Below are 23,193 nucleotides of genomic sequence, written 5' to 3' on the forward strand. Positions count from 1 at the left end.
TCAAAGCACAAATCAGCTCGAACGCTCACCCGAAAATGCTCTGATCTCCTCAAAAAACCGCATGGTTAACACGACATTAACCAGCTGGCGGTTAGTTTTCCCTGTCAATCCGGGATCAGGCCGTGTGCCGGATCTCGCCGAAACCAAAAAATGACGGGTTCAGGGACATGGGCAGAATGCATTCTCCGACATTCGATGGTCGTCACACACGTTTTGTGCTGACGGCGTTTTTCGTGCGGCAGATTATGGCTCTGGCCGGTTTCGCTCTGCTTGCCACGATTGCACTCGGTATCGCCGCGCTCGCGACGTGGAATGTGGCAGATCCGAGCCTGTCCTATGCCACAGGAAACCAACCAACCAATCTCCTGGGCTACGGCGGCGCGATCTTCGCGGATATCGTTATGCAGTTCCTCGGGCTTTCGGCCATCATTTCCCTGCTGCCGGTCATTGCATGGGCGATCGCCCTGATCGCCGGCCGCAAACTGCAGCGCATACCCGCCCGCCTCGTGGCCTGGATCGCAGGCGCGATCGTCTGCGCCGCGTCCCTCGGCTGCTTTCCGGCTCCCGTCACCTGGCCGCTGCCGAACGGCATCGGCGGCGTGATCGGCGACATGATCCTTCGCTTCCCCGCCCTATTCATCGGCGCTTATCCCACGGGCACCGTTGCGACGATACTTGGGGTAATATTCGCCGCGCCGGCTGCCTGGCTCATGCTGTTTGCCGCGGGCATTGTCGGCGGTCTGGACGATGAACTGGAGCGTGAGGAACCCGCACCGGCCGTCAGCAAGGCCCGCGCCGTCCGCGAGGCGGAAGAGGACGACGAGGATGATGGCGAGGGTTTCTTCGCCAATATTCTCGCCTTCGGCGCACTGACGCACTACTGGTACATCACCCAGGCCCGTTTTCGTCGCCTGTTCGGCCTGAAGTCGAAATCGCTGCATGACGAATTCGAACATCCCTATGATTTCAACGAGTATGAATTCGGCACGCTAAACGAGCCGTCGCGCCTCAAGACGGCGATCAACCGTCTCGACCAGCGCGCGGAACCCTCTTTCGAAGAACGAACTGCATCGCGTCGCCAGATGTCTCCTCCCTCCATCGCGCCCGGTCATGAAGCCGATGGGGACGGCGAGCCGTCCTTCGGTACTGACGAGGCCCGCCTGCCAAGTGGCATCCTTTCCGATGACGACGTCGACCAGAAATTCACTGCCCGACAGGCGCCGGGACGCGGACAGACGAAAATAACCGCTCCTTCGGCACGCCCGAAGCCCAGTGAGCGCGTGGCACGCGAAGCACAGGCCTCGTTCATCGCCGCAGACGGTTTCCAGCTTCCTACCGTTCACCTTCTGGCGGAGCCCAAGAACATTGTTCGCGACAATACGCTAAGCGAAGAGGTGCTCGAGCAGAACGCCCGTCTTCTCGAGGGGGTTCTTGAAGACTTCGGCGTCAAGGGTGAAATCATTCATGTCCGCCCCGGCCCGGTCGTCACACTTTACGAGCTGGAACCGGCCCCCGGCATCAAATCGTCGCGTGTCATCGGCCTCGCGGATGATATCGCCCGCTCCATGAGCGCGATCGCTGCCCGCGTCGCCGTTGTTCCCGGCCGCAATGCCATCGGCATCGAACTGCCGAACCAGACCCGCGAAACCGTGTTCCTGCGCGAACTGATCGGCAGCCGCGATTTCGAAAACAGCAAAGCCAAGCTTGCCATGGCGCTCGGCAAGACCATCGGCGGCGAACCCGTCATCGCCGATCTCGCCAAGATGCCGCACCTGCTCGTTGCAGGCACCACCGGTTCGGGCAAGTCCGTTGCCATCAACACCATGATCCTGTCGCTGCTTTACCGCATGTCGCCGGAACAGTGCCGCCTGATCATGATCGACCCGAAAATGCTGGAACTGTCGATCTATGACGGCATTCCGCACCTGCTTTCTCCCGTCGTCACGGATCCGAAAAAGGCGGTCGTCGCGCTCAAATGGACGGTGCGCGAGATGGAGGAACGCTACAAGAAGATGTCCAAGATCGGCGTGCGCAATATCGACGGCTTCAACAGCCGCGTGCAGCAGGCGCTCGACAAGGGCGAAATCCTCACCCGCACGGTGCAGACCGGTTTCGACCGCCAGACCGGCGAGGCAATCTACGAAACGGAAGAGTTCGATCTGAAGCCCCTGCCCTATATCGTCGTCATCATCGACGAGATGGCCGACCTGATGATGGTAGCCGGCAAGGATATCGAAGGCGCGGTGCAGCGTTTGGCGCAGATGGCGCGTGCTGCCGGCATCCATGTCATCATGGCCACCCAGCGCCCCTCCGTTGATGTCATCACCGGCACGATCAAGGCCAACTTCCCGACACGCATCTCATTCCAGGTCACCTCGAAGATCGACAGCCGCACGATCCTTGGAGAGCAGGGCGCCGAACAGCTGCTCGGCATGGGTGATATGCTTTACATGGCGGGCGGCGGACGCATCCAGCGTGTGCATGGGCCCTTCGTTTCCGACAATGAAGTGGAAGAGATCGTTTCCTATCTGAAGACACAAGGATCGCCTGAGTATCTCGAAGCGATTACCGAAGAAGAAGACGAGGACGGCGCTGGCGCAAGCCCGGCCGGCGGCGGCAGCTTCTCGGATTCCGAGGACCCCTACGATCAGGCCGTGGCCGTCGTACTTCGCGATGGCAAAGCCTCCACCTCCTATGTGCAGCGTCGTCTCGGCATCGGTTACAACCGCGCGGCATCGCTGATCGAACGCATGGAGCAGGAGGGCATTATCGGCCCCGCCAACCACGCCGGAAAACGCGAAATCCTCGTTCCCACGGAAGCAGATATCATCGAGCGCTAATCCGCAACCAAGCGGCGTCGAGAAGCGTTATTACACGCTTTCACGTCATGAAGCCGCCGCGTTTTTCGCGGACAATCGCTGCGATGAAGGAGAACAGAATGAACGACCTGACCACCGGCGAAACGGCCAATGCAAGCGCAGCGCAAAATGGCGTGACGCGGCGTGGGGTGCTGACGGCATTTTCCATGGCTGCCGTGATCGCTGGCATCTCGCCGCTCGACGCCTTTGCCCAGGCAGCCGGCAATACCGCAACGGCACAGAAGATCGCGAACCACTTCTCGTCGGTAAAAACCATGATGGGTGAATTCGTGCAGTTCGGCCCGCGCGGGGAACAGACCGGCGGCAAGTTCTACATCGAACGGCCAGGCAAGCTCCGCTTCAATTATGAAGACCCCTCGCCGATGCGCGTCATCTCCGACGGCAAGAATGTCGTCATCGGCAATATGAAGCTGAAGACATGGGATCTTTATCCACTGTCGAAGACTCCGCTCAGCCTGCTTCTCTCCGACAAGATCGATCTCAGCAACCAGAAGGTCCGGGATGTGAAGGAAGAATCTGACCTGACCACCATCGTCCTCGGTGACAAGAGCGTGTTCGGCGATTCCACCATCACGCTGATGTTCGACCCGAAGACGTTCGATCTGCGGCAATGGACCACGACGGACGCCCAGAACAAGGACACGACCGTCATGATCTTCAACGTTCAGACCGGCGTGAACCTCGATGAACGCGTCTTCAACATCAATTATGAAGAAGTACGCAAGCGCGGCTGACGCTCCCTGTCGATGTATGCTCTGTGAAGGCGGCTCTCAGGCCGCCTTTTTGATTTTGCCGCTAAAATACATTCCCGTTTTCGTCACGATGTTATAAGCCTGCGCCCCAGAAACAGCCTTGAGGCCTTGCTTCGAGGCGATAAAAGCGGAGCTCATTTATGTCGTTTTCGATAACCACCTGGAACATTAACTCCGTCAGGCTCAGAATGCCGATCGTCGAGCAGTTTCTGGTGCGTTACAAACCCGACATTCTCTGCCTGCAGGAAACCAAATGCCCGAATGGCGAGTTTCCGATGAAGCCGTTGAAGGCGCTGGGTTACGAGCACGTGATCATTCACGGCCAGAAGGGCTATCATGGTGTCGCCATTGCCTCGAAAATCCCGCTGACGGAAGATCATCGGCATGATTACTGCGGAATTGGCGACGCGCGCCATATTTCCGCGATTGTCCAAGTGGGATCGCGCCGCATCCGGCTCCATAATTTTTATGTTCCGGCAGGCGGCGACGAACCTGATCGCTCAATCAATCCGAAATTCGGCCACAAGCTGGATTTCATTGAGGAAATGAAGGCATTGCGTGCCGATGGCGTGCCGGGCACGTCTTCCATCCTCGTCGGCGACCTCAATATAGCGCCGCTCGAGAACGATGTCTGGTCGCATAAGCAGCTTCTCAAGATCGTCAGCCACACGCCGGTGGAAACCGAGGGTATGCTGGACATCATGAAGAAGGGCAACTGGCTTGATCTGATGCGGCTGAATGTACCGGCGACGGAAAAAATCTACACGTGGTGGAGTTACCGCGCCAAGGACTGGGAAGCGGCCGATCGCGGCCGCCGCCTCGATCACATCTGGTCGTCTCAGGATCTCGGCCCGTCGCTTGACAGGATCGAGATATTGCGAGAAGCCCGCGGCTGGAACCGACCATCGGATCACGTTCCAGTCACCGCCCATTTCCGGTTTTGAACCAATGCCGGACGCGGTGATCTGGCGCGCGGTCACATGAAGCGGTTCTGCAAACGGGCCGCACCGGCGGCCAGAGACGCGATATTGTCGCGAATGCGCGCCGAAACGATGTCGGCGACCTCAGGAAACTCTTCCACCAGGCGGTGAAAGAGAATGCGCGTTATCCGGATGACTTCGGAATCCTCCGCAGCCACGGCAGTAAATTTTCTTTCGCAAAGGGTAAAAAGCGCAAGTTCCGAAAGCAGGGCGCCCTTTCCGGGCGTAGCCTGCAGCACGGGCTTGCCGTCCCGGCCGGCTGAAAAAAGCTCGAAATGACCCGACGTCACGGCAAAGGCGCATTCGGCGGGGGAGTGTTCGCGAAACAAGGTCTGTCCCGCCGCGACACGCCGGCGCTCTGCGCCGAAGGCGATGAGCCGCAGCTGATCATCACTGAAGCCCGCAAACAACGGCACTTGCCCCAGCAGCATGATATCGTCGGTCAAGGCCATGTCGATTGTTACTCCGGAAAACCGCCTGCGTTGCTATAGCGGTTTTCCAATATCGGCCTTCAAAACACAAGGTGCTAGAGCAATGCTCAACAACTCGGGGGGACCCCCCGGGGGTCTATCAGGGGACGATCTTGTAGCCGCCGTTCTCGGTTACGAGAATCTCGGCATTGGAAGGATCCCGCTCGATCTTCTGACGCAGGCGATAAACGTGCGTTTCGAGCGTGTGGGTCGTGACCCCGGAATTGTAACCCCAGACCTCTTCCAGCAGGACGTCGCGCGTCACGACCGTGCTGCCTGCCCGGTAGAGATAACGAATGATCGCGGCCTCTTTTTCCGTCAGCCGGATTTTCTTGCCGTCTTCGGTCGTCAAGAGCTTCTGGCTGGGCTTGAACTGATAAGGACCAACGGTGAAGACCGCATCCTCGCTCTGTTCATATTGGCGCAACTGGGCCCGGATGCGGGCGAGAAGCACGGCGAAGCGGAAAGGCTTTGTCACATAGTCATTGGCGCCAGCCTCAAGGCCGAGGATCGTGTCCGAATCCGTATCGTGACCCGTGAGCATGATGATGGGCGCCTTGAAGCCGCCCTTGCGCAAAAGCTTCACGGCTTCGCGGCCATCCATGTCGGGAAGGCCGACATCCATGATGAGTAGATCGACCTGCGAAGTTTTGGCGGTCTGCATCGCCTGTGCGGCGTTTGCGCCGCTCAACAGCGAGAATTCCTCATAGGGAGACAATTGCTCGGTCAGCGTCTCCCGAAGATCGTCGTCATCGTCCACGAGAAGGATAGTGCGAGCCGTCATTCGGATTCTCAGCCTTTCTTACTTTAATCGTCAGCCAATTCAGCGGTTTGCCGGTAAAAGGTCAACCCATTGCCATCACATGATGAAGTGCTATGACTTCACGTTAAATAACCTGCAAAGCAAAATCTCGTGAAAAACATGAGCAAACGTCCCGTAGAACAACGTAAACGCGCATCAACGCTCATGGTTCGGCCAGCTCCTTTGAAAATCAACCGGGCCATCGTTCAGCTCGGCCATCTCACATTTCAGGCTGCCATCGGGCGCAATGGCCGGACTGCACGAAAACGGGAAGGTGACGGAAAGTCGCCGATTTCCGCGACCCGCCTGCTGCATGGCTTTTATCGCGGCGACCGCATGTCCGCCATCACGACTGCCCTGCCGATGCAACGCACGCGGAAATCGATGCTGTGGTGTGATGAGCCCGGCAACCCCAATTATAACAGGCTGGTCAAGGCACCTTTCGCGCCGAGCCACGAGGACATGATGCGCACAGATGGCCTTTACGATGTCTGTCTCGTGCTGGACTGGAACGTCACCTCAAGAAGCCGCAACCGCGGCTCGGCAATCTTCATGCATATGATTAGGCCGGGATGTGAACCAACAGCAGGTTGCGTAGCACTGCATCCCCGCGACATGCGGCGCGTCCTGCCGCACCTGCGCAAAGGCACGAAAATCCGCATCTTGTGAATTAAGCCGGCACTAACAAAAAACCCGCCATAAAGGCGGGTTTTTTTAGAAGGAAGAGGCCGGCGATTACGCGGCTTCGTCCTGAGAATCGTCTTCTTCGACAGCCTTGCCGCGCTTGGGGCCCTTGGCAAGGTTGACTTCCACCAGGCGAACAGCCTCGGTTTCGGACATCTTGTTGACAGCGGCGATTTCGCGCGCCATGCGGTCGAGAGCGGCTTCGTAAAGCTGGCGCTCGGAATAGGACTGCTCAGGCTGGTTTTCCGCGCGGTAGAGATCGCGAACGACTTCCGCGATCGCGATGAGATCGCCGGAGTTGATCTTCGCATCATATTCCTGCGCACGGCGCGACCACATGGTACGCTTCACACGTGCCTTGCCCTGCACCACTTTCAGCGCCCGCTCGACAAAATCGCCTTCGGAAAGCTTGCGCATGCCGATGCTGACGGCTTTGGCGACGGGAACTTTAAGACGCATCTTGTCTTTTTCGAAATCAATGACAAAAAGCTCAAGCTTCATGCCGGCGACTTCTTGTTCCTCGATGGCAGAAATGGTACCGACACCATGAGCGGGATACACAATCGCTTCACCGGTTTTAAAGCCGTGATGGGCTGGAGATTTCTTCTGCTGGGTCGTCATTCGTTCTAAAAACTCCCTGTTACATACCCGGGGATGCCGGGGTTGGGTCGGTCAGGCCCTGATGAGACGGGGGAACCGTCAGGTGATTCCGCACTGGTCCAGCCGTGCACGCAAAAATACACCTTCCCGCCTCGCGGGGTTCGATAACGTAAACGCTCGATATGTCACGGAAACCGCGTGCAAAAGAGGTGTTGCTTTCGTGGTGTTTTTGGGCACACAAATGCCGCGCTGTGGATCAGTGTTGTTGGTGTACCACAAAAATAGGCGCAAATCAATAATTTGCTTCAACCGTGGCCGCAACATCACATTGCGGCTCAAGAACCGCTTAAAAATTAGCCGCAAAAATACTGTCGTATGCTTCTAAACTGAGCCTCGCGAGAAAAGAAGCAAAAAAATTTCACTTACCGCCTGAAGAAACACGATAGCCTCTTAAACTCTTCGTAATTCCACGCCAATATCCGATTCGACTGAAAAGGCAAAATCCGCAAATTGGCGATGCTTTTTTATATTAAAGTGTGATTTTTGGAGGAATCCACGTCAAATGGGCTACAGAAACAATCCAAAACGCGAAAAACAGATCGAAAAAGCGCGCCAGCAGGCAATTGCCGAAAATGTCGAATTTCTTGATCCTGGTATTCTTTATGGAAGGGCAAGTGTCGACGATATAGAATATTATTCCGCCGAGATGCTGGCGGCGAGTGCCGCCCACAGTTTCCAGGCGCTTTCGCGATGGACCGGGGACACCCCTCATATCAGCATTTCCCAAGTCGAGGGTGTTTCCCCGCGGGACGTGCCGGTAACGGTTCTGACCATTATCGGCCGCAACATGCCCTTTCTCTACGATTCTGTTATGGGCGAAGTCACCAGCAGTTATCGTGGTCTTTATCTTGCCGTGCACCCGATCCTCGTCCGAGACGATGACGCGAAGGGTGGTTACCGCCTTGCCGAGCCCGATGATGATCCGGCCGGCAATATAAGTCTTATCCAGCTGCACATCGCACCGCTTTCGCAGCAGGGAGCCTCGGCTCTGGAAGAGCGGCTTCGCTTCGTGCTGAAGCAGGTGGAATCGGCCTATCGCGACTGGCGGCCCATGCTGGCGAAGCTAGACGAGGCGTTGGATGAACTGTCGAAACGCGGCTCGTCGCGGCGCAAGGCCGAACGGACGGAGGCGGTCGAATTCCTCAACTGGCTTCGCAACGACAATTTCACCTTCCTGGGCATGCGTGACTACACCTATTCCGGCAAGGGGAAGAACGCGAAGATCGAGCGCGGTGACGGCGTCGGCCTCGGCAGCCTCAGCGACCCGGATGTCCGCGTGCTGCGCCTCGGCAAGAATGCCGTGACGACGACACCGGAAATCCTTGCCTTCCTCGATGGCCCGGATTTCCTCATCGTTACCAAGGCTAATGTGAAGTCCATCGTGCATCGTCGCGCCTATATGGACTATATCGGGTATCAAGCGCTTCGACGAGGACGGCAATGTCGTTGGTGAGCTGCGCATCGTCGGCCTTTTCACCGCAACTGCTTATACGCGTTCGGTCAAGCAAATTCCCTTGCTGCGCGCCAAGGTCGCGGAAGTCGAGCGGCATTTCGGCTTCGATCCAAACAGCCATTCGGGCCGCATCCTGCAGAACACGCTGGAAGCCTATCCGCGTGACGATCTTTTCCAGATCGAAACCGACCTTCTGATCCGCTTCATCGAGCAGATCATGGAGCTCAGCGACCGTCCGCGTGTGCGCGTGCTCGCACGTATAGACCGTTTCGACCGCTTCGTTTCGGCGATCATCTTCGTTCCGCGCGAGGAGTATAATTCCTATGTGCGCGAGAAGATCGGCGATTATCTGAGCAGGGTCTATGACGGGCATATCTCGGCCTATTATCCCGCCTTCCCCGAAGGCGCCGTTGCCCGCGTCCATTTCATTGTCGGCCGTACGGAAGGCAAGACGCCCCGCATCGCCCAGGACAAGCTCGAAGATGCCGTCAGCGATATTGCGGCACGCTGGATAGATCACTTCGTCTCCCTGTCCGAACCGGGCGCACCGGTGCTGGAAGTGGATCAGGCCTATCAGGAAGCTTTCACGCCCGAAGAGGCGATCGGCGACATGCCTGATATTCTGGCCGCTGTGAAAGGCGACCCGGTCCGCATTGAATTCTATCAGCAGGAAGGCCAGCCGGCGGGAACGCTATCCCTGAAGATTTTCCACCGCGAAGGCCATCTTCCGCTTTCACGACGTGTTCCGCTGCTCGAAAATCTTGGTTTTAATGTCATCAGCGAGCGCACTTTCGATATCGGCGTCGTGGCGGATGGCGAAAAGCACGACGTCGTGCTGCACGACATGGAACTGTCGGTCGCGGCCAGCACGACACTCGACCTGCCGCATTACGGACAGAAACTCGAAGAAGCTTTCCTTGCTGCTTTTTCAGGAAAGGTGGACAATGACAACTTCAACCGCCTGATCCTTGCCTGCGGTCTCACGGTGCGCGAAGTCTCGGTGCTGCGCGCCTACGCGCGGTACCTGCGCCAGACCGGAATCGTCTATTCGCAGGAACATATCTCCGAAACGCTCTATAAATATCCTGACATCTCCAGGAATATTTTCGCGCTGTTCAAGGCCGGCTTCGATCCATCCATCGAAGAGAAGAAGCGGCTGAAGAAACTCGCGGAAATTCATAAGGCAATCGAAGCAGCCCTGAGCGGCGTTCCCAATCTCGATGAGGACCGCACCCTCCGGCGTTACGTCAACGCCATCGATGCAACCCTGCGCACCAATTACTTCCAGAAAAATGCCGACGGCACGCCGCGTGACATTCTGGCATTCAAATTCGATCCCAAACATCTGGACGGCCTGCCCGATCCGCGCCCCTTCCGCGAAATCTTCGTTTACGGAACCGAGGTCGAAGGCGTGCATCTGCGTTTCGGCAAGGTTGCACGCGGTGGTCTGCGCTGGTCGGATCGCGGCCAGGATTACCGCACGGAGGTGCTCGGTCTGGTCAAGGCGCAGCAGGTGAAGAACGCGGTCATCGTGCCCGTCGGCGCCAAGGGCGGTTTCTTCCCCAAGAACCTGCCCGCCGGCGGCTCCCGCGACGAGGTCTTTAATGCCGGCCGCGAGGCCTATAAGACCTATATCCGCACACTGCTGTCCATCACCGATAATATTGTCGACGACGCCATCGTGCCGCCGGCTGACACATTGCGGCTCGATGGTGACGACCCCTATTTCGTCGTCGCCGCCGACAAGGGAACGGCCACCTTCTCCGATACGGCAAACAGCCTTGCCCATGAAGCCGGCTTCTGGCTGGACGATGCCTTCGCATCGGGCGGTTCGGCCGGTTACGACCACAAGAAGATGGGCATCACCGCGCGTGGCGCATGGGAGACGGTGAAGCGCCATTTCCGGGAGATGAACACCGACATCCAGACCACGCCCTTCACGGTGGCGGGTGTGGGCGATATGTCCGGCGACGTCTTTGGTAACGGCATGCTGCTGTCGGAGAAGATCAGGCTTATCGCCGCCTTCGACCACCGCGATATCTTCATTGATCCGGATCCCGATACCGACAAATCCTTCGCCGAGCGCAGGCGGCTGTTCGAATTGCCGCGTTCCAGCTGGCAGGATTATGACCGTTCGGCTCTCTCTGCCGGTGCGATGATCATTTCGCGCTCAGAAAAATCGGTGACGCTGACTCCGGAAGCTGTGGCGGCCATCGGCATCGACAAGTCAGTCGCCACACCGTTCGAAATCATGACCGCCATCCTGAAGGCCCCGGCCGATCTCCTCTGGTTCGGCGGCATCGGCACCTACATCAAGGCGGCGGTGGAAACGAATGCCGAGGTGGGCGACAGGGCAAACGACCCCATCCGCGTCAACGCCACGGAGGTGCGCGCCAAGGTCATCGGCGAAGGCGCCAATCTCGGTATCACCCAGAAGGGGCGCATCGCCTATGCGCTTTCGGGCGGGCGCTGCAATTCCGACGCCATCGACAACTCGGCAGGCGTGAACTCCTCCGACGTCGAGGTCAATATCAAGATCGCACTCGCCTCCGCCGTCAATAGCGGTCGCCTGACGATGCCGAAGCGTAACCAGCTTCTCGCCTCCATGACGCCTGAGGTGGCGCAGCTGGTATTGCGCAACAACTATCTGCAATCGCTGGCGATCTCGCTGACCGAGCGGCTGGGCCTTTCAAACCGGGAAGAACTCGGCCGCCTGATGAGCGCATTGGAGGCAACCGGGCAGTTGAACCGCAAGGTCGAAACCCTGCCCAACAATGCCGAGTTCAGCGAGAGATACGCCACCGGCAAACCGCTGACCCGGCCGGAGATCGGGGTGCTCTTGTCCTATGCCAAGCTCACTTTATTTGATGCACTGGTGGCAAGCACGCTTCCCGACGAACCCTATCTCCAGCATCTGCTGGTCGATTATTTTCCGGCCAAGATGCAGAAGAACTATGCCGACGATATCAAATCGCATCGCCTGCATCGCGAAATCGTCGCGACCGCACTTGCCAATGCCGTGGTCAATCGCGGCGGCCCCGGCTTCGTGCAGAAACTTGCCGATGCAAGTGGTCTGCTTGCGGCCGATGTCGTCAAGGCAGCGGTAATCGTTGAAGATGGCTTCGGTCTCAAACGACTGTGGAGCGAGGTCGATGCGCTTGACGGCCAGATCGGGGGCGAAGTTCAGAATGGGCTTTATGCCACGATCACTCGTATCTTCACGGATGCGAGCAGGCTCTATCTGCAAACCGGGAGCGCGGGTGCGACCCCGGGCGACATGGCGACGGAAATCGAGCGCCTGAAAACCGCGATCAAGACGCTGTCACCGGCAGCGGCGAAATATCGCCGCGAACTCGGCATCACGGAAATCGACGGGGTTCCTTCCGCTCTTCTGGAGGAACTCGATACGCTCTCGCTGCTCGTCTATGTGCCTGAAATCATGCGCATCGCCGAGAGTGCGGGCACAACGCTCGCGCGCGCCGCTGAAAGCTACGCCACCGTCTCCTCGACCTTCCGTGTCGCGCGCCTGCTGGATGCCAGCCAGCGCATCACACCGGCGGATCACTACGAGAGCCTGGCTCTTCTGCGCAGCCAGGACCAGATTTCCTCATCGAGACGCCGGATCGTTATCTCCGCCCTGACAGAATATGCCAGGGAAAAGGATCCGGTTCAGGCCTGGTATGCGGCGGATCGCGTGCGGGTCAATCGTATCGTCTCCGAACTCGGCGCGCTCAGCGAGAGCGGCGATACAAACCTCGCGCGGCTCACCGTGGCCGCGGGCCTGCTTGGCGATATCGTTCAGGCACGCTGATTGGCCGCCTTTAAAAACGCCATCCGGGTCACCACCCGGATGGCGCCAGACAAGACGATGCACCGGCATCGCGCCGTATTTCCCAATTTCCGATAGGACGATGAATGACTAGCCCTGCCCCAAATGCGCAAGCAGTCGTTACCAAACGCGGCATCTGGGGCTGGGTGATGTTCGACTGGGCGGCGCAACCGTTTTTCACGGTTGTCACAACCTTCGTTTTCGGGCCCTATTTCGTCGCCCGCCTCACCGACGATCCCATTGCGGCCCAGGCGACATGGAGCAATGTGGCGACGGTCTCGTCGATCATCATCGCCCTCTTCTCCCCTATCCTCGGCTCCATTGCCGACCAGTCCGGCGCACGCAAGCCGTGGATCGCCTTTTTTGCCGTCATCAAGATCGTCAGCCTGTGTCTCCTTTGGTACGCGGCACCGGGATCGCCGGTCATTCTGCCCGTTATCTGCATGATCCTCGCCTCCATCGCGGCGGAATTCTCGATAGTCTTCAACGATTCCATGATGCCGCGCCTCACCAATCCACAAAATGTCGGGCGTATTTCCAATCTCGCTTGGGGCCTCGGTTATCTCGGCGGCATGGTGGTGCTGATTGCGGTCGTCACCCTGCTGGCGGCAAACCCCAAGACCGGGCTGACGCTCGTGGGAATCACGCCTCTTTTCGGCCTCGACCCCGCCTCCGGGCAGGACGCGAGAATAACCGGACCAATTGCCGCGCTCTGGTACCTGATATTCATTCTGCCAATGTTCTTATTGACTCCGGACTCTAACAAGGGTCTGCCTTTCGGGGCCGCAATCCACTCCGGACTTCGGGAGTTAAAGACGACACTTCGCGAGCTTCGTCACCGCCCCATGCTGCTACGGTTTCTAATCGCGCGCATGCTGTATCAGGATGGCGTGAATGGCGTCGTAATCTTGGGAGGCGCATTCGCGGCGGGAATGTTCGGGTGGGAGACAATTGAAACTGGTCTCTTTGGCATCCTTCTGAATGTCGTCGCCATCGTCGGATGCTTTGCCGCAGGGCGTGTTGATCAAACCCTCGGGTCGCGCAACACCGTACTCATAAGTCTGGTGCTGCTTTTGCTTGCGACCATTGGCATCGTTTCCACAGAAAAAGGTTCAACCCTATTCGGATTGCTTCAACTTTCCACGGATGACAATGACAGTTTCTTCGCGACAGCAGCCGAAAAGGCTTACCTGCTTTATGGGGTGCTGATCGGGCTTGCTTTCGGCCCTGTTCAAGCCTCATCGCGTTCCTATCTTGCCCGCAACATCAGCGTAGCGGAAGCCGGCCGCTATTTCGGCATCTATGCGCTTTCCGGTCGCGCCACGAGCTTCATGGCGACACTGTCATTTTCCATAGCTACCACTCTCAGCGGCTCCGCCCACATCGGCATGGCAACGCTAATCGTCTTTCTCGGAGCCGGTTTCCTGATGCTGCTGCGCGTGCCCGAACGAACGGCAGGCTGAAGGCGCAAGTGAGGCCGACGCCTTGTTAAAGTCGAGCATCGGCCAGTTGGCGCTGGCTCAGAGCTGGTCGAGCTTTTGCTGCAATGCGCGCAACTGCGCTTTCAGCTCATCGATTTCGGACGGATTGGGCTTGCGGGTTTCCTTGGGCGCCTGTGGCATTGCAAAAGGCGTGAAACCCTGCATTGCCTGCCGGAACAGTTCCGTATTACGGCGGATCTGCTCTTCCATCATTTGCAATGGCGCCTGAAAATTGCGGGCGAGCGAGCCGTCACCGAAAGCCTTGGCCATATGCTCCTGCATCTGGCTCTGCTGGTCGGAAAAGGTCTTCATGGAATGTTCGAGAAATGTCGGCACGACCATCTGCATCTGGTCGCCATAATAGGAGATCAATTGACGCAGAAACGCCGTCGGCAACAGCGTATTGCCGGTTTTGGCCTCCTGTTCGACGATGATCTGCGTCAGCACGGCGTGCGTGATGTCTTCGGATGACTTCGCGTCCTGAACCTTGAAGTCTTCACCACGCTTGACCATCTGCGCCAGATCATCAAGCGTTACATAGGTGCTGGTGCCGGTATTGTAGAGCCGCCGATTGGCGTATTTTTTAATGATCGTTTCGCCGTCGTGTTTCGCCATGCCCGCCTCCTCGCGATGATGGTATTTTTTTGTTTTTTTGGTGTTATTGCTCTTCCCGGCGTAAAGTGTATGCGCAAAATGCGCTGTCTGACAAATGTTTTGTGCATCGCAACAGTTTGTTTTTTGCGCAGCAATTTTTAGCAAGATTCCAACGTGATTTAGCAATATCTTTTAAAGCAACTATCGTCATTTGACTTGGATTGAAAGCTTTGCCAGTCTCCGCCCGCAAGTGAGGAGAAAACAAATGACCCTGCCTTCAATCGTGATTGCCAGCGCTGCGCGCACCGCCGTCGGTTCTTTCAATGGCCACTTCGCCAATACGCCAGCCCACGAACTCGGCGCGACCGTTATCAGTGCCGTGCTTGAACGTGCCGGCGTTGCGGCGAACGAAATTGATGAAGTCATTCTCGGTCAGGTGCTCACCGCGGGCGAAGGGCAGAACCCGGCGCGGCAAGCGGCAATGAAGGCAGGCATTCCGCAGGAAGCGACCGCTTTCGGCCTCAACCAGCTCTGCGGCTCGGGACTGCGCGCCGTGGCCCTCGGCATGCAGCAAATCTTGACGGGTGATGCGGGCATTGTCATCGCCGGCGGTCAGGAATCCATGTCCATGGCACCTCACTGCGCCCATTTGCGTGGCGGCGTGAAAATGGGCGACTTCAAGATGATCGACACCATGCTGAAGGACGGCCTGACCGACGCCTTTTACGGCTATCACATGGGCATCACCGCTGAAAACATAGCCCGCCAGTGGCAACTCTCCCGGGATGAGCAGGACCAGTTTGCGGTCTCATCGCAAAACAAGGCTGAAGCCGCACAGGCTGCCGGACGTTTCGTGGACGAAATCGTCGCTTTCACCGTGAAGGGCCGCAAGGCCGATATCGTCATCGACGCCGATGAACATATCCGCGCCGGCGCCTCGCTGGAAACGATGGCCAAGTTGCGCCCTGCCTTCGACAAGGACGGCACCGTGACGGCGGGGAACGCCTCAGGTCTGAACGACGGCGCAGCCGCCACGCTTTTGATGTCGGAACAGGAAGCAGGAAAGCGCGGCATCAAGCCACTGGCCCGTATTGCCTCCTGGGCGACGGCGGGCGTCGATCCGCAGATCATGGGCACCGGCCCCATTCCCGCCTCCCGCAAGGCCTTGGCCAAGGCCGGCTGGTCGGTAGGCGATATCGGCCTCGTCGAAGCCAACGAAGCATTTGCAGCCCAGTCCTGTGCCGTCGTGCGCGAGCTTGGCCTTGATCCTGATATCGTCAACGTCAACGGCGGAGCGATTGCCATCGGCCATCCGATCGGCGCTTCGGGCGCCCGCGTCCTGAACACCCTGATTTACGAGATGCGCCGCCGTAACGTGTCCAAGGGTCTTGCGACACTCTGCATCGGCGGCGGCATGGGTGTAGCCATGTGCATCGAGGCGCTCTGACGCGCGGACCGCCCGCACTTGCCAAAAAGCAATTCCGGTTCAGCGGACAATAGGATAGAAGCGGCCTCCCATTGGCCGCATTTCTGTGGCGGTTGAGCACGACGAACAAGCACCTGCACAACTGCAGGCGCTTCAATGACAGGTCATGGAGGCCTAGATGAGCCGGGTTGCTTTGATTTCCGGCGGGACGAGCGGTATAGGTGCCGCCATCGCCCGCGCCCTGCAGGCAGCCGGCTATCGGGTGGCCGTCAACTATGCCTTCACGACGGACCGGGCGGAGACATTCCAGACGGAGACAGGCATTCCTGCGTTCCAGTGGGACGTGCGCGACTACGACGCTTGCGTCAACGGTATCGCGAAGGTGGAGGAAACCCTCGGGCCGGTCGAAATCCTCGTCAACAATGCCGGCATCACCCGTGACGCCATGTTTCACAAGATGACACCGCAGCAGTGGCGTGATGTCATCGACACGAACCTCACAGGCGTCTTCAACATGACCCACCCCGTCTGGCCGGGCATGCGGGAGCGCGGTTTCGGCCGCATCGTCAATATTTCCTCCATCAATGGACAGAAGGGTCAGGCGGGCCAGGTCAATTACTCCGCGTCGAAAGCCGGCGATATCGGCTTCACCAAGGCGCTCGCGCAGGAGGGCGCAAGCCGCAATATCACCGTCAACGCCATCTGCCCCGGCTATATCGGCACGGAAATGGTGAGAGCGATCCCGGAGAAGGTTCTGGCCGAGCGGATCGTGCCACAAATCCCCATCGGACGGCTTGGGGAACCGGAGGAGATCGCGCGTTGCGTCCTGTTTCTCGTCTCGGACGAGGCTGGCTTTATCACCGGTTCCACAATGACGGCCAATGGCGGTCAATATTTCGCCTGACATTTACACGTCCGCTGCTCCGGCCAGTTCAGATCAGTAAACTTCTCGTGATATCGTGACAGCACATTTTGGCGCGCACGAAAACTTGAGCAGGACAGGACGTAAAAAAGAGACAGCTAAACTAATGAAAATACGACATTTTTCGTATAGTTTAGAACGAGTCTAGAAATCGTTATGAATTTGAAAAGAGGTTTTTCTTGACATTCGCTGTCCTGTTTTGGTTTAAGAACGAAAACAACGTGTTGCGTCATACAGGCAGTCAATCATGCTGGTTTGCAGCTGCAATTACATCACCGATCATGAGATCAAGGACGTTATCAACGAGCTCCTCGATGAGGACTGTTGGCAGCTTATCGTTCCCGCAAAAGTGTATCATGCCATGGAAAAGCGAGGTCGCTGCTGTGGCTGTTTTCCGACCGTTGTCGACCTGATTATCAAAACCACGGAAGAATATCACGCCCGTCGGCACTCGACTGAGGCCGATGTTTTTGATTTTATGTCCCGCCTGAAGCGATTCCACGAAGAGAACAGGAGAGCGGACATTGAAAGGCGACAAAAGAGTCATCGAGCGGCTTAACGAAGCCCTTTTTCTCGAACTCGGTGCAGTAAACCAGTATTGGCTTCATTACCGGCTTCTGAATGACTGGGGTTACACCAAGCTTGCCAAAAAGGAGCGTGCGGAATCCATCGAAGAGATGCAGCACGCAGACAAGCTTATCGACCGGATCATCTTCCTGGAGGGTCATCCCAACCTCCAGACCGTTGCTCCCCTGCGTATCGGACAGAATGTCAAGGAAGTGCTCGAAGCCGACCTTGCTGGTGAATATGATGCAAGAGCGTCTTATAAGAAATCCCGCGATATCTGTCATGAGGCCGGTGACTACGTTTCGATGAAGCTGTTCGAAACGCTGCTGATCGACGAGGAGGGTCATATCGACTTCCTCGAGACCCAGCTCGAACTGCTCGGCAAGATCGGCGAAGAAAAATACGGCCAGCTCAATGCGGATTCCGCCAACGAAGCGGAAGACCACTGAAATACGGAAAAGGCGGCCGGCGGCCGCCTTTTTATTTATCGGAAAGGTGCTGGAATTCGGCAACCACTTTCTCGTAAACGCCGCGCTTGAACGGAACGATGAGTTCAGGCAGGCTCTCCATCGGCTTCCAGTCCCAGGCATCGAATTCGGCTGCGTGCCCCGTCGGTGGCGGATCGATCTGGATTTCGCTTTCGTCGCCTTCGAACCGGAATGCGAACCAGCGCTGTGCCTGGCCGCGATATTTACCCCTCAATCCGATGCCGATCAGTTCCGGCGGAAGATCGTAATGGATCCAGTCGCTCGCTTCCGCCAGCAGCCGCACCGTTTTCATTCCCGTCTCTTCGTGAAGCTCGCGAATGGCCGCGGCCAGAGGCCGCTCGCCCTCATCAATCCCCCCCTGTGGCATCTGCCACAAATGCGGCGAGCCATCATATTCGGAATTGCCTTCCTTGATGCGCCGGCCGGCCCACACCAGGCCTTCGGCGTTCAGAACCATCATCCCCGCACAGGGACGATAGGGCAAATCTTCTGCTTTGATTGTCATGGGTTTCCCGCATTGTCTGAGCGCCACAAGGGCGCGGAAATGGCCGCAGGCAAGGTTTACTGCCCCGCCGGCTCCGAAACAAGGGCGGAAACGCCGACGATCTCGATACCGCGGCCCGCCGCTTCCCGGGACCACCGCGAGATCGCCGCAATGCTTTCATCAAAAGCAGAAGCCACCCCGATCGCCTGACCATTGCGGCGCGCGACCCGCTCCAATTCGTCCAACTTCCGCAAGATGGAAGCTTCGGTCACTTCACCATCGAGCAGAATATCGGCAAAACCCTGGGGGGCAGAGATGGCCTTTGCAATCCCGCCACTCAGGGACTGCGCTGACGAACCATCGTCCAGAAATAGCAGACCACGTTTGCCGATATCACGCATCACCGGCTCCAGCGCCACCTGCTCGGCGAGAAAGCGCCCGCCGAGATAATTCATGATGCCGGTATAATTGGTGATTTTGGCCATGGATCGATGCAGCCGGTCGAGGTTTACCTTGGCGGGATCGGCCGCAATCAATGTATCCGGGCCGGGATTGGTGCCGGGATAACCAAAGGGCTCCAGCGGTATCTGGAGAAGAATTTCGTGCCCCTCACGGCGTGCTTCCTGCATCCAGCGTTGCAGGCTGTTGCCGCTGGCGGCAAAGCCAAGCGTCACCTCCGGCGGCAGTTCCCGTATCGCCTTTTGCGAGCCTGTCTGGCTGAGGCCGAGACCACCGACCACGATCGCCACCCGCGTGCCTCGCGCTCCCGACCAGGGCCGCGCATATTGCTCCATCGGCCGCAATCCGTCGGCGCCCACCACTGGCAACCTGCCAAAGGCCGTATCCTCAAGCAATTCCTCGTTGGGCCGCGTGGCCATGCGTGGGTCCTGGCCATAGGTCTGGCCGCTCATCAACACAGGCCCGTCATTATCACGGGGCCGAGGAGAATAGACTGAGACAACGTTACCATCGGGCATGGTCGCACGATTGATGTTCGCGCCAGATCGGCCACTTTCCGGTTGCAGACCAGCCGTTTCGGCCTCCCCGTCCGGTACGGATGGTTCAGCTTTGTTTTGCGCAGGCTGCAGTTCAAGGTCCGGCCCGGTCGCCGTCCTCTGCAGATTGCCGGGCGAGAGCGCCGTGTAGACGGACAGTCCGCCGATGGAAAGAACCGCAAGCGCCGCCAGAACCATAATGACGGAAAAGCGCCGGTTGATACCGGCGCTTTTTTTCTGACGACCCAGAAGCGGTTTTCGCAGGTCCGAAGGCAATGAACGATCCGTCCAGAGGGTTTGTCAATCGAGATGGAGTGCCGGAAGCCGGCACAACGCTCTTATTGCTTGTTGACCACAGCCTTTTCCGGGTTGGGCGGGAAAGACGGATCCGTCTTGACGCCACGCAACAGGTCAAGCGCATAGTTAAGCTGGATGTCGTCCTTGGCCTCCGGCGGAACATAGGCCGAAGAACCCGAACCTTCGTCCGTTTCGCTCTGACCCTTGATGTGCCCGGAGAGGCTGGATTCGCCCTCTGCCGTGACGCGACCCTGCAATTCCGGAGGCAACGGCTGCTCTACCTTGATATCGGGCTCGATACCTGTTCCCTGGATCGATTTACCAGACGGCGTGTAATAGAGCGCGGTGGTCAGACGCAGCGCACCGGCCTCGCCGAGCGGAATGATCGTCTGAACCGAACCCTTGCCGAATGAGCGCGTGCCGACAACGGTCGCGCGACGCAAATCCTGCAGAGCGCCGGCAACGATCTCAGACGCCGAAGCCGAACCGCCGTTGACGAGCACGATCACCGGCTTGCCGTCGGTCAGATCGCCGGCCGTCGCGTTGAAGCGGCGGGTCTCGTCGGGGTTACGGCCACGGGTTGAAACGACCTCACCACGCTCAAGGAAGGCGTCGGAGACATTGATCGCCTGATCGAGCAGACCGCCCGGGTTGAGGCGCAGGTCGAGCACGTAACCCTTCAGCTTGTCGGCAGGAACATCCGCCTTGATCTTCTTGATCGCCTTTTCGAGATCGTCGTAGGTCTTCTCGGTAAAGGAGATGACGCGCAGATAACCGACATTATCGCCCTCGACACGCGACTTGACCGCGCGAACGGCAATCACGTCGCGCACAACGGTAATTTCAAGCGGCTTGTCGGCGCCCTGGCGGATGACGGTCAGCTTGATGGGCGTCTTGACTGCGCCGCGCATCTTTTCGACCGCCTGCTCCAGCTTCAGTCCGCGAACCGGCGTACCATCGATTTCGGAGATGAAGTCGCCGGCAAGGATGCCCGCGCGGGATGCTGGCGTATCATCCATCGGAGAGATGACCTTGACCAGTTCGTTTTCCATCGTCACTTCAATGCCGAGGCCGCCGAACTCACCCTTGGTCTGGGTGCGCATGTCGTTGGCGTCCTTCGCATTCATGAAGCTTGAATGCGGGTCGAGCGAGCTGAGCATGCCGTTAATGGCATTTTCCACCAGCTTCTCGTCATCCGGCGGCGTCACATATTGCGCACGCACGCGTTCGAACACGTCGCCAAAGATCGACAGCTCCTTATAGGTCGAAGGCCCGGCCGCCTGTGCCGGCATGCTCGCCGAATAAATCACGCTCATCGCCGTGGCGCCCATAAGCCCACCGATAAGGAGAAGCGAAACCTTACGAATCATTGTGCGCCCTTCCGGTATTTTTTGCGGTCCACCACGGTTGGGAATCAACCGGTACACCATCTTTCCTGAACTCAATGTAGAGCGTTGGCCTGTCGGTTTCCAGCGCCAATGCTGCTGCACTCGCTACTCTTTTTGCCCCCATGGAGGCGATCGGCTCTCCGGAGAACACGAACATGCCCTGCCGGGTTCTTACATTATCCATGCCCGTCATGACCACGTGATATCCATCGCCGGTATTGAGGATGACCATGCGACCGTAGCTGCGAAAATCGCCGGCAAACACCACGAAACCGTCCGCAGGCGCCGTCACGATGGCCTCCGGGCCGCTCGCGACGACAACTCCCTTGGAAAAATGGCCCGTACCATCCGCATCGCCGAAGCGCCGCAGCACTTCGCCCGCCACCGGAAACTCCAGCTTTCCCTTCAAACTCGCGAAGGGATATGCGGGCGCAATACGGTTTTTATCGGGCATTCCAGCCTCGGCCGCGGCGCGATGCTTTTCGCGTTCCGCCTCCGAAAGACGGGCCAGACGCTGCTCTTCCGCACGCGCCTTTTCCATCGCCTCCCGTACCGAGGTAATTTCGCCTTCAAGCGAACTGACCAGCCCTTCGAGGCTCGTCGCCTTGCTCGCAAGTTCTTCGGACCGCTTGCGCTCCGCCTCCAGCTCCGCCGCCGTCTGGGAATTCTTGCGGTCGTTTTCGGCAATCAGCAGGTCGAGGCGTTTTTCCTCTTCAAGACTTGCCGTCATCATACCCGTAAGATCGTCCTTTTCGCGAGCGATTGCCTGCCTGAGATCGGTCAATTCTTTGAGAGCGGCGACCAGCTTGTCCGTTTCACCGCGAATGCCGGGCACAACGGCGCCAAGAAGAATGGCGCTGCGAACGGAAGCAAGTGCATCCTCCGGCGAAACGAGCAGGGCGGGCGGCGGATTTCTGCCCATGCGCTGCAACGCGGCCAGAACCTCAGCCAGTACACCGCGCCTCTCCCGTAGAGACGCCTTGACGCCGTCCTCGCGCACCGAAAGCTTGGCCAGGCGATCCTCACCATCGCTGATCTTGGTTTCCAGCGCCTTGCGTCTCGCAGCCGACGCGATCAGCTCTTCCCGGATACGGGCGCTGTCCTGATTGAGGGATGCAATGCTCTCCTCGAGCTTCCTTGTTTTGTCCTCGGAAAGTCCGATACTGTCGACCAGCTCCTCCAGATCCTGACGGTTCTGGTCACGACGCTTCTCCAGCGACTGCAACTCATCTGGAGATAAATCGCCATTCTCGGTGGGAATGGCGCCCGCATCATCGCGCGAATAGGTCGGACCGATCCCCACAACGAAAGCAGCGAGAACCGCGCCCGCAAGGGCCGCGTGCCGTTTTCTTGGAGACTTCTTGTCCATCTGAACTTTCTTTGATGCCGAAGCAGGGAGCGCCGATATTAGGGATTTTACCGCGATCTTCCAAGAGGCCTTTAAGGCGGCCGACGACCATCCCCATGTCAGCCGTGTCGCCGAGTTTCATGTTGAAATTGCGACGGCACCCGCATCCGTCCCCGCGTCATACCCGGTGATAGGGGTGACCGGATAGGATGGTAACGGCGCGGTAAAGCTGCTCGGCAATCAGGATGCGGACAATCTGGTGCGGCCATGTCAGTTTGCCGAGATTGAGAACGGCTGTCGCCCTGTCATAAAGGCCGGGATCGAGACCATCGGCCCCGCCGATGGCGATAACAAGTTCGCGCTTGCCGCTGTCGCGCAGATCACCGAAAAAGGACGCGAAGGCCGGGCTGTCCAGCGCCTTGCCACGCTCATCGAGTAAGATGAGCACTGCGCCATCGGAAAGATGCTTTTCCAGCATCGCCGCCTCTTCGCGCTTGCGGGTTTCTGCGTTTGATGCACGACTCTCCGCGACTTCGATAACCCGCGAAAATTCGAGCCCGACCGCCGGGCCAGTCTTGGCGAGGCGCTCGATATAACGGGTCGCAAGATCCTTTTCGGGGCCGGATTTCAGCCGTCCCACCGCAAAAATTGAAATCCGCATCGCAAACCTGCACGTGTCGTAGCCCAATGGGCC

General features: G+C 58.2%; 18 protein-coding genes and 1 pseudogene. 10 read left to right on the plus strand and 9 right to left on the minus strand.

Annotated features, from left to right (window positions below; translation table 11 throughout):
* The first annotated feature begins 176 nt into the window (after nt 1-176).
* The 3 genes from QE453_RS22095 to QE453_RS22105 all read left to right on the plus strand — a co-directional run bounded on the left by QE453_RS22095 (nt 177) and on the right by QE453_RS22105 (nt 4,575).
* Nucleotides 177-2,840 carry a DNA translocase FtsK gene (locus tag QE453_RS22095; protein ID WP_309778026.1) on the plus strand — a complete coding sequence of 888 codons (2,664 nt, stop codon included), beginning with the start codon at nt 177-179 and terminating at the stop codon, nt 2,838-2,840.
* A gap of 47 nt (nt 2,841-2,887) precedes the next feature.
* The gene (locus QE453_RS22100; protein ID WP_006698306.1) at nt 2,888-3,613 is read left to right on the plus strand and encodes an outer membrane lipoprotein carrier protein LolA; all 726 of its coding nucleotides are present in this window, start codon (nt 2,888-2,890) and stop codon (nt 3,611-3,613) included.
* A gap of 158 nt (nt 3,614-3,771) precedes the next feature.
* On the plus strand, nt 3,772-4,575 hold the full coding sequence (locus QE453_RS22105) for an exodeoxyribonuclease III (protein WP_244456060.1): 804 nt from the start codon (nt 3,772-3,774) through the stop codon (nt 4,573-4,575).
* A 32-nt stretch (nt 4,576-4,607) separates the two neighbouring features.
* Here QE453_RS22105 and QE453_RS22110 read toward each other — a convergent pair whose 3' ends face one another.
* The gene (locus tag QE453_RS22110; protein ID WP_004444071.1) at nt 4,608-5,063 is read right to left on the minus strand and encodes a cyclic nucleotide-binding domain-containing protein; all 456 of its coding nucleotides are present in this window, start codon (nt 5,061-5,063) and stop codon (nt 4,608-4,610) included.
* 118 nt (nt 5,064-5,181) lie between these two features.
* Nucleotides 5,182-5,865: a response regulator transcription factor gene (locus QE453_RS22115; protein WP_004444073.1), complete on the minus strand. Its 684-nt coding sequence runs from the start codon at nt 5,863-5,865 to the stop codon at nt 5,182-5,184.
* Between the two features lie 183 nt (nt 5,866-6,048).
* On the opposite strand from QE453_RS22115, the gene QE453_RS22120 reads away from it, so the two are divergent.
* Complete coding sequence (locus tag QE453_RS22120; protein ID WP_244456061.1) at nt 6,049-6,552, plus strand: L,D-transpeptidase; 504 nt, start codon at nt 6,049-6,051, stop codon at nt 6,550-6,552.
* Between the two features lie 66 nt (nt 6,553-6,618).
* Here the strand turns inward: QE453_RS22120 and QE453_RS22125 are convergent, their stop codons facing one another.
* On the minus strand, nt 6,619-7,188 hold the full coding sequence (locus tag QE453_RS22125; RefSeq protein WP_004444078.1) for a CarD family transcriptional regulator: 570 nt from the start codon (nt 7,186-7,188) through the stop codon (nt 6,619-6,621).
* 541 nt (nt 7,189-7,729) lie between these two features.
* Here QE453_RS22125 and QE453_RS22130 point away from each other — a divergent pair.
* Together QE453_RS22130 and QE453_RS22135 are read left to right on the plus strand one after the other, a co-directional pair.
* Nucleotides 7,730-12,491 (plus strand): annotated as a pseudogene (locus QE453_RS22130) (NAD-glutamate dehydrogenase).
* Between the two features lie 104 nt (nt 12,492-12,595).
* Nucleotides 12,596-13,972, plus strand: coding sequence for an MFS transporter (locus QE453_RS22135; RefSeq protein ID WP_045533445.1), 1,377 nt, complete (start codon nt 12,596-12,598; stop codon nt 13,970-13,972).
* A 57-nt stretch (nt 13,973-14,029) separates the two neighbouring features.
* On the opposite strand, the gene phaR is transcribed toward QE453_RS22135, so the two are convergent.
* Nucleotides 14,030-14,605, minus strand: coding sequence for a polyhydroxyalkanoate synthesis repressor PhaR (phaR, locus tag QE453_RS22140; RefSeq protein ID WP_072495187.1), 576 nt, complete (start codon nt 14,603-14,605; stop codon nt 14,030-14,032).
* 244 nt (nt 14,606-14,849) lie between these two features.
* On the opposite strand from phaR, the gene QE453_RS22145 reads away from it, so the two are divergent.
* From QE453_RS22145 to bfr, 4 genes are all read left to right on the plus strand, one after another.
* Nucleotides 14,850-16,031: an acetyl-CoA C-acetyltransferase gene (locus QE453_RS22145; RefSeq protein ID WP_309757930.1), complete on the plus strand. Its 1,182-nt coding sequence runs from the start codon at nt 14,850-14,852 to the stop codon at nt 16,029-16,031.
* 157 nt (nt 16,032-16,188) lie between these two features.
* Nucleotides 16,189-16,914 (plus strand): acetoacetyl-CoA reductase, encoded by a 726-nt coding sequence (gene phbB / locus QE453_RS22150; RefSeq protein WP_022557005.1) that lies wholly within the window; start codon nt 16,189-16,191, stop codon nt 16,912-16,914.
* A 265-nt stretch (nt 16,915-17,179) separates the two neighbouring features.
* Nucleotides 17,180-17,491: a bacterioferritin-associated ferredoxin gene (locus QE453_RS22155; RefSeq protein WP_004444092.1), complete on the plus strand. Its 312-nt coding sequence runs from the start codon at nt 17,180-17,182 to the stop codon at nt 17,489-17,491.
* The gene (gene bfr, locus QE453_RS22160; RefSeq protein ID WP_004444094.1) at nt 17,457-17,948 is read left to right on the plus strand and encodes a bacterioferritin; all 492 of its coding nucleotides are present in this window, start codon (nt 17,457-17,459) and stop codon (nt 17,946-17,948) included. The genes QE453_RS22155 and bfr overlap by 35 nt, the downstream gene beginning before the upstream one ends.
* Nucleotides 17,949-17,979: 31 nt before the next feature.
* On the opposite strand, the gene QE453_RS22165 is transcribed toward bfr, so the two are convergent.
* The 5 genes from QE453_RS22165 to rlmH all read right to left on the minus strand — a co-directional run bounded on the left by QE453_RS22165 (nt 17,980) and on the right by rlmH (nt 23,160).
* A complete protein-coding gene (locus QE453_RS22165; protein WP_309778030.1) occupies nt 17,980-18,492 on the minus strand; it encodes an RNA pyrophosphohydrolase in 513 nt (170 codons plus the stop codon).
* A 56-nt stretch (nt 18,493-18,548) separates the two neighbouring features.
* Nucleotides 18,549-19,742, minus strand: coding sequence for a divergent polysaccharide deacetylase family protein (locus QE453_RS22170; RefSeq protein WP_309778032.1), 1,194 nt, complete (start codon nt 19,740-19,742; stop codon nt 18,549-18,551).
* Between the two features lie 62 nt (nt 19,743-19,804).
* Entirely contained in the window at nt 19,805-21,133 is a 1,329-nt protein-coding gene (locus tag QE453_RS22175; protein ID WP_004444102.1) for a S41 family peptidase, read from the minus strand.
* On the minus strand, nt 21,123-22,520 hold the full coding sequence (locus tag QE453_RS22180) for a murein hydrolase activator EnvC (RefSeq protein WP_309778033.1): 1,398 nt from the start codon (nt 22,518-22,520) through the stop codon (nt 21,123-21,125). The genes QE453_RS22175 and QE453_RS22180 overlap by 11 nt, the downstream gene beginning before the upstream one ends.
* A 157-nt stretch (nt 22,521-22,677) precedes the next feature.
* Entirely contained in the window at nt 22,678-23,160 is a 483-nt protein-coding gene (gene rlmH / locus QE453_RS22185; RefSeq protein ID WP_004444109.1) for a 23S rRNA (pseudouridine(1915)-N(3))-methyltransferase RlmH, read from the minus strand.
* Nucleotides 23,161-23,193 lie beyond the last annotated feature (33 nt).

It is taken from the genome of Agrobacterium sp. SORGH_AS_0440, from assembly GCF_031453135.1.
Classification (GTDB): domain Bacteria; phylum Pseudomonadota; class Alphaproteobacteria; order Rhizobiales; family Rhizobiaceae; genus Agrobacterium; species Agrobacterium pusense.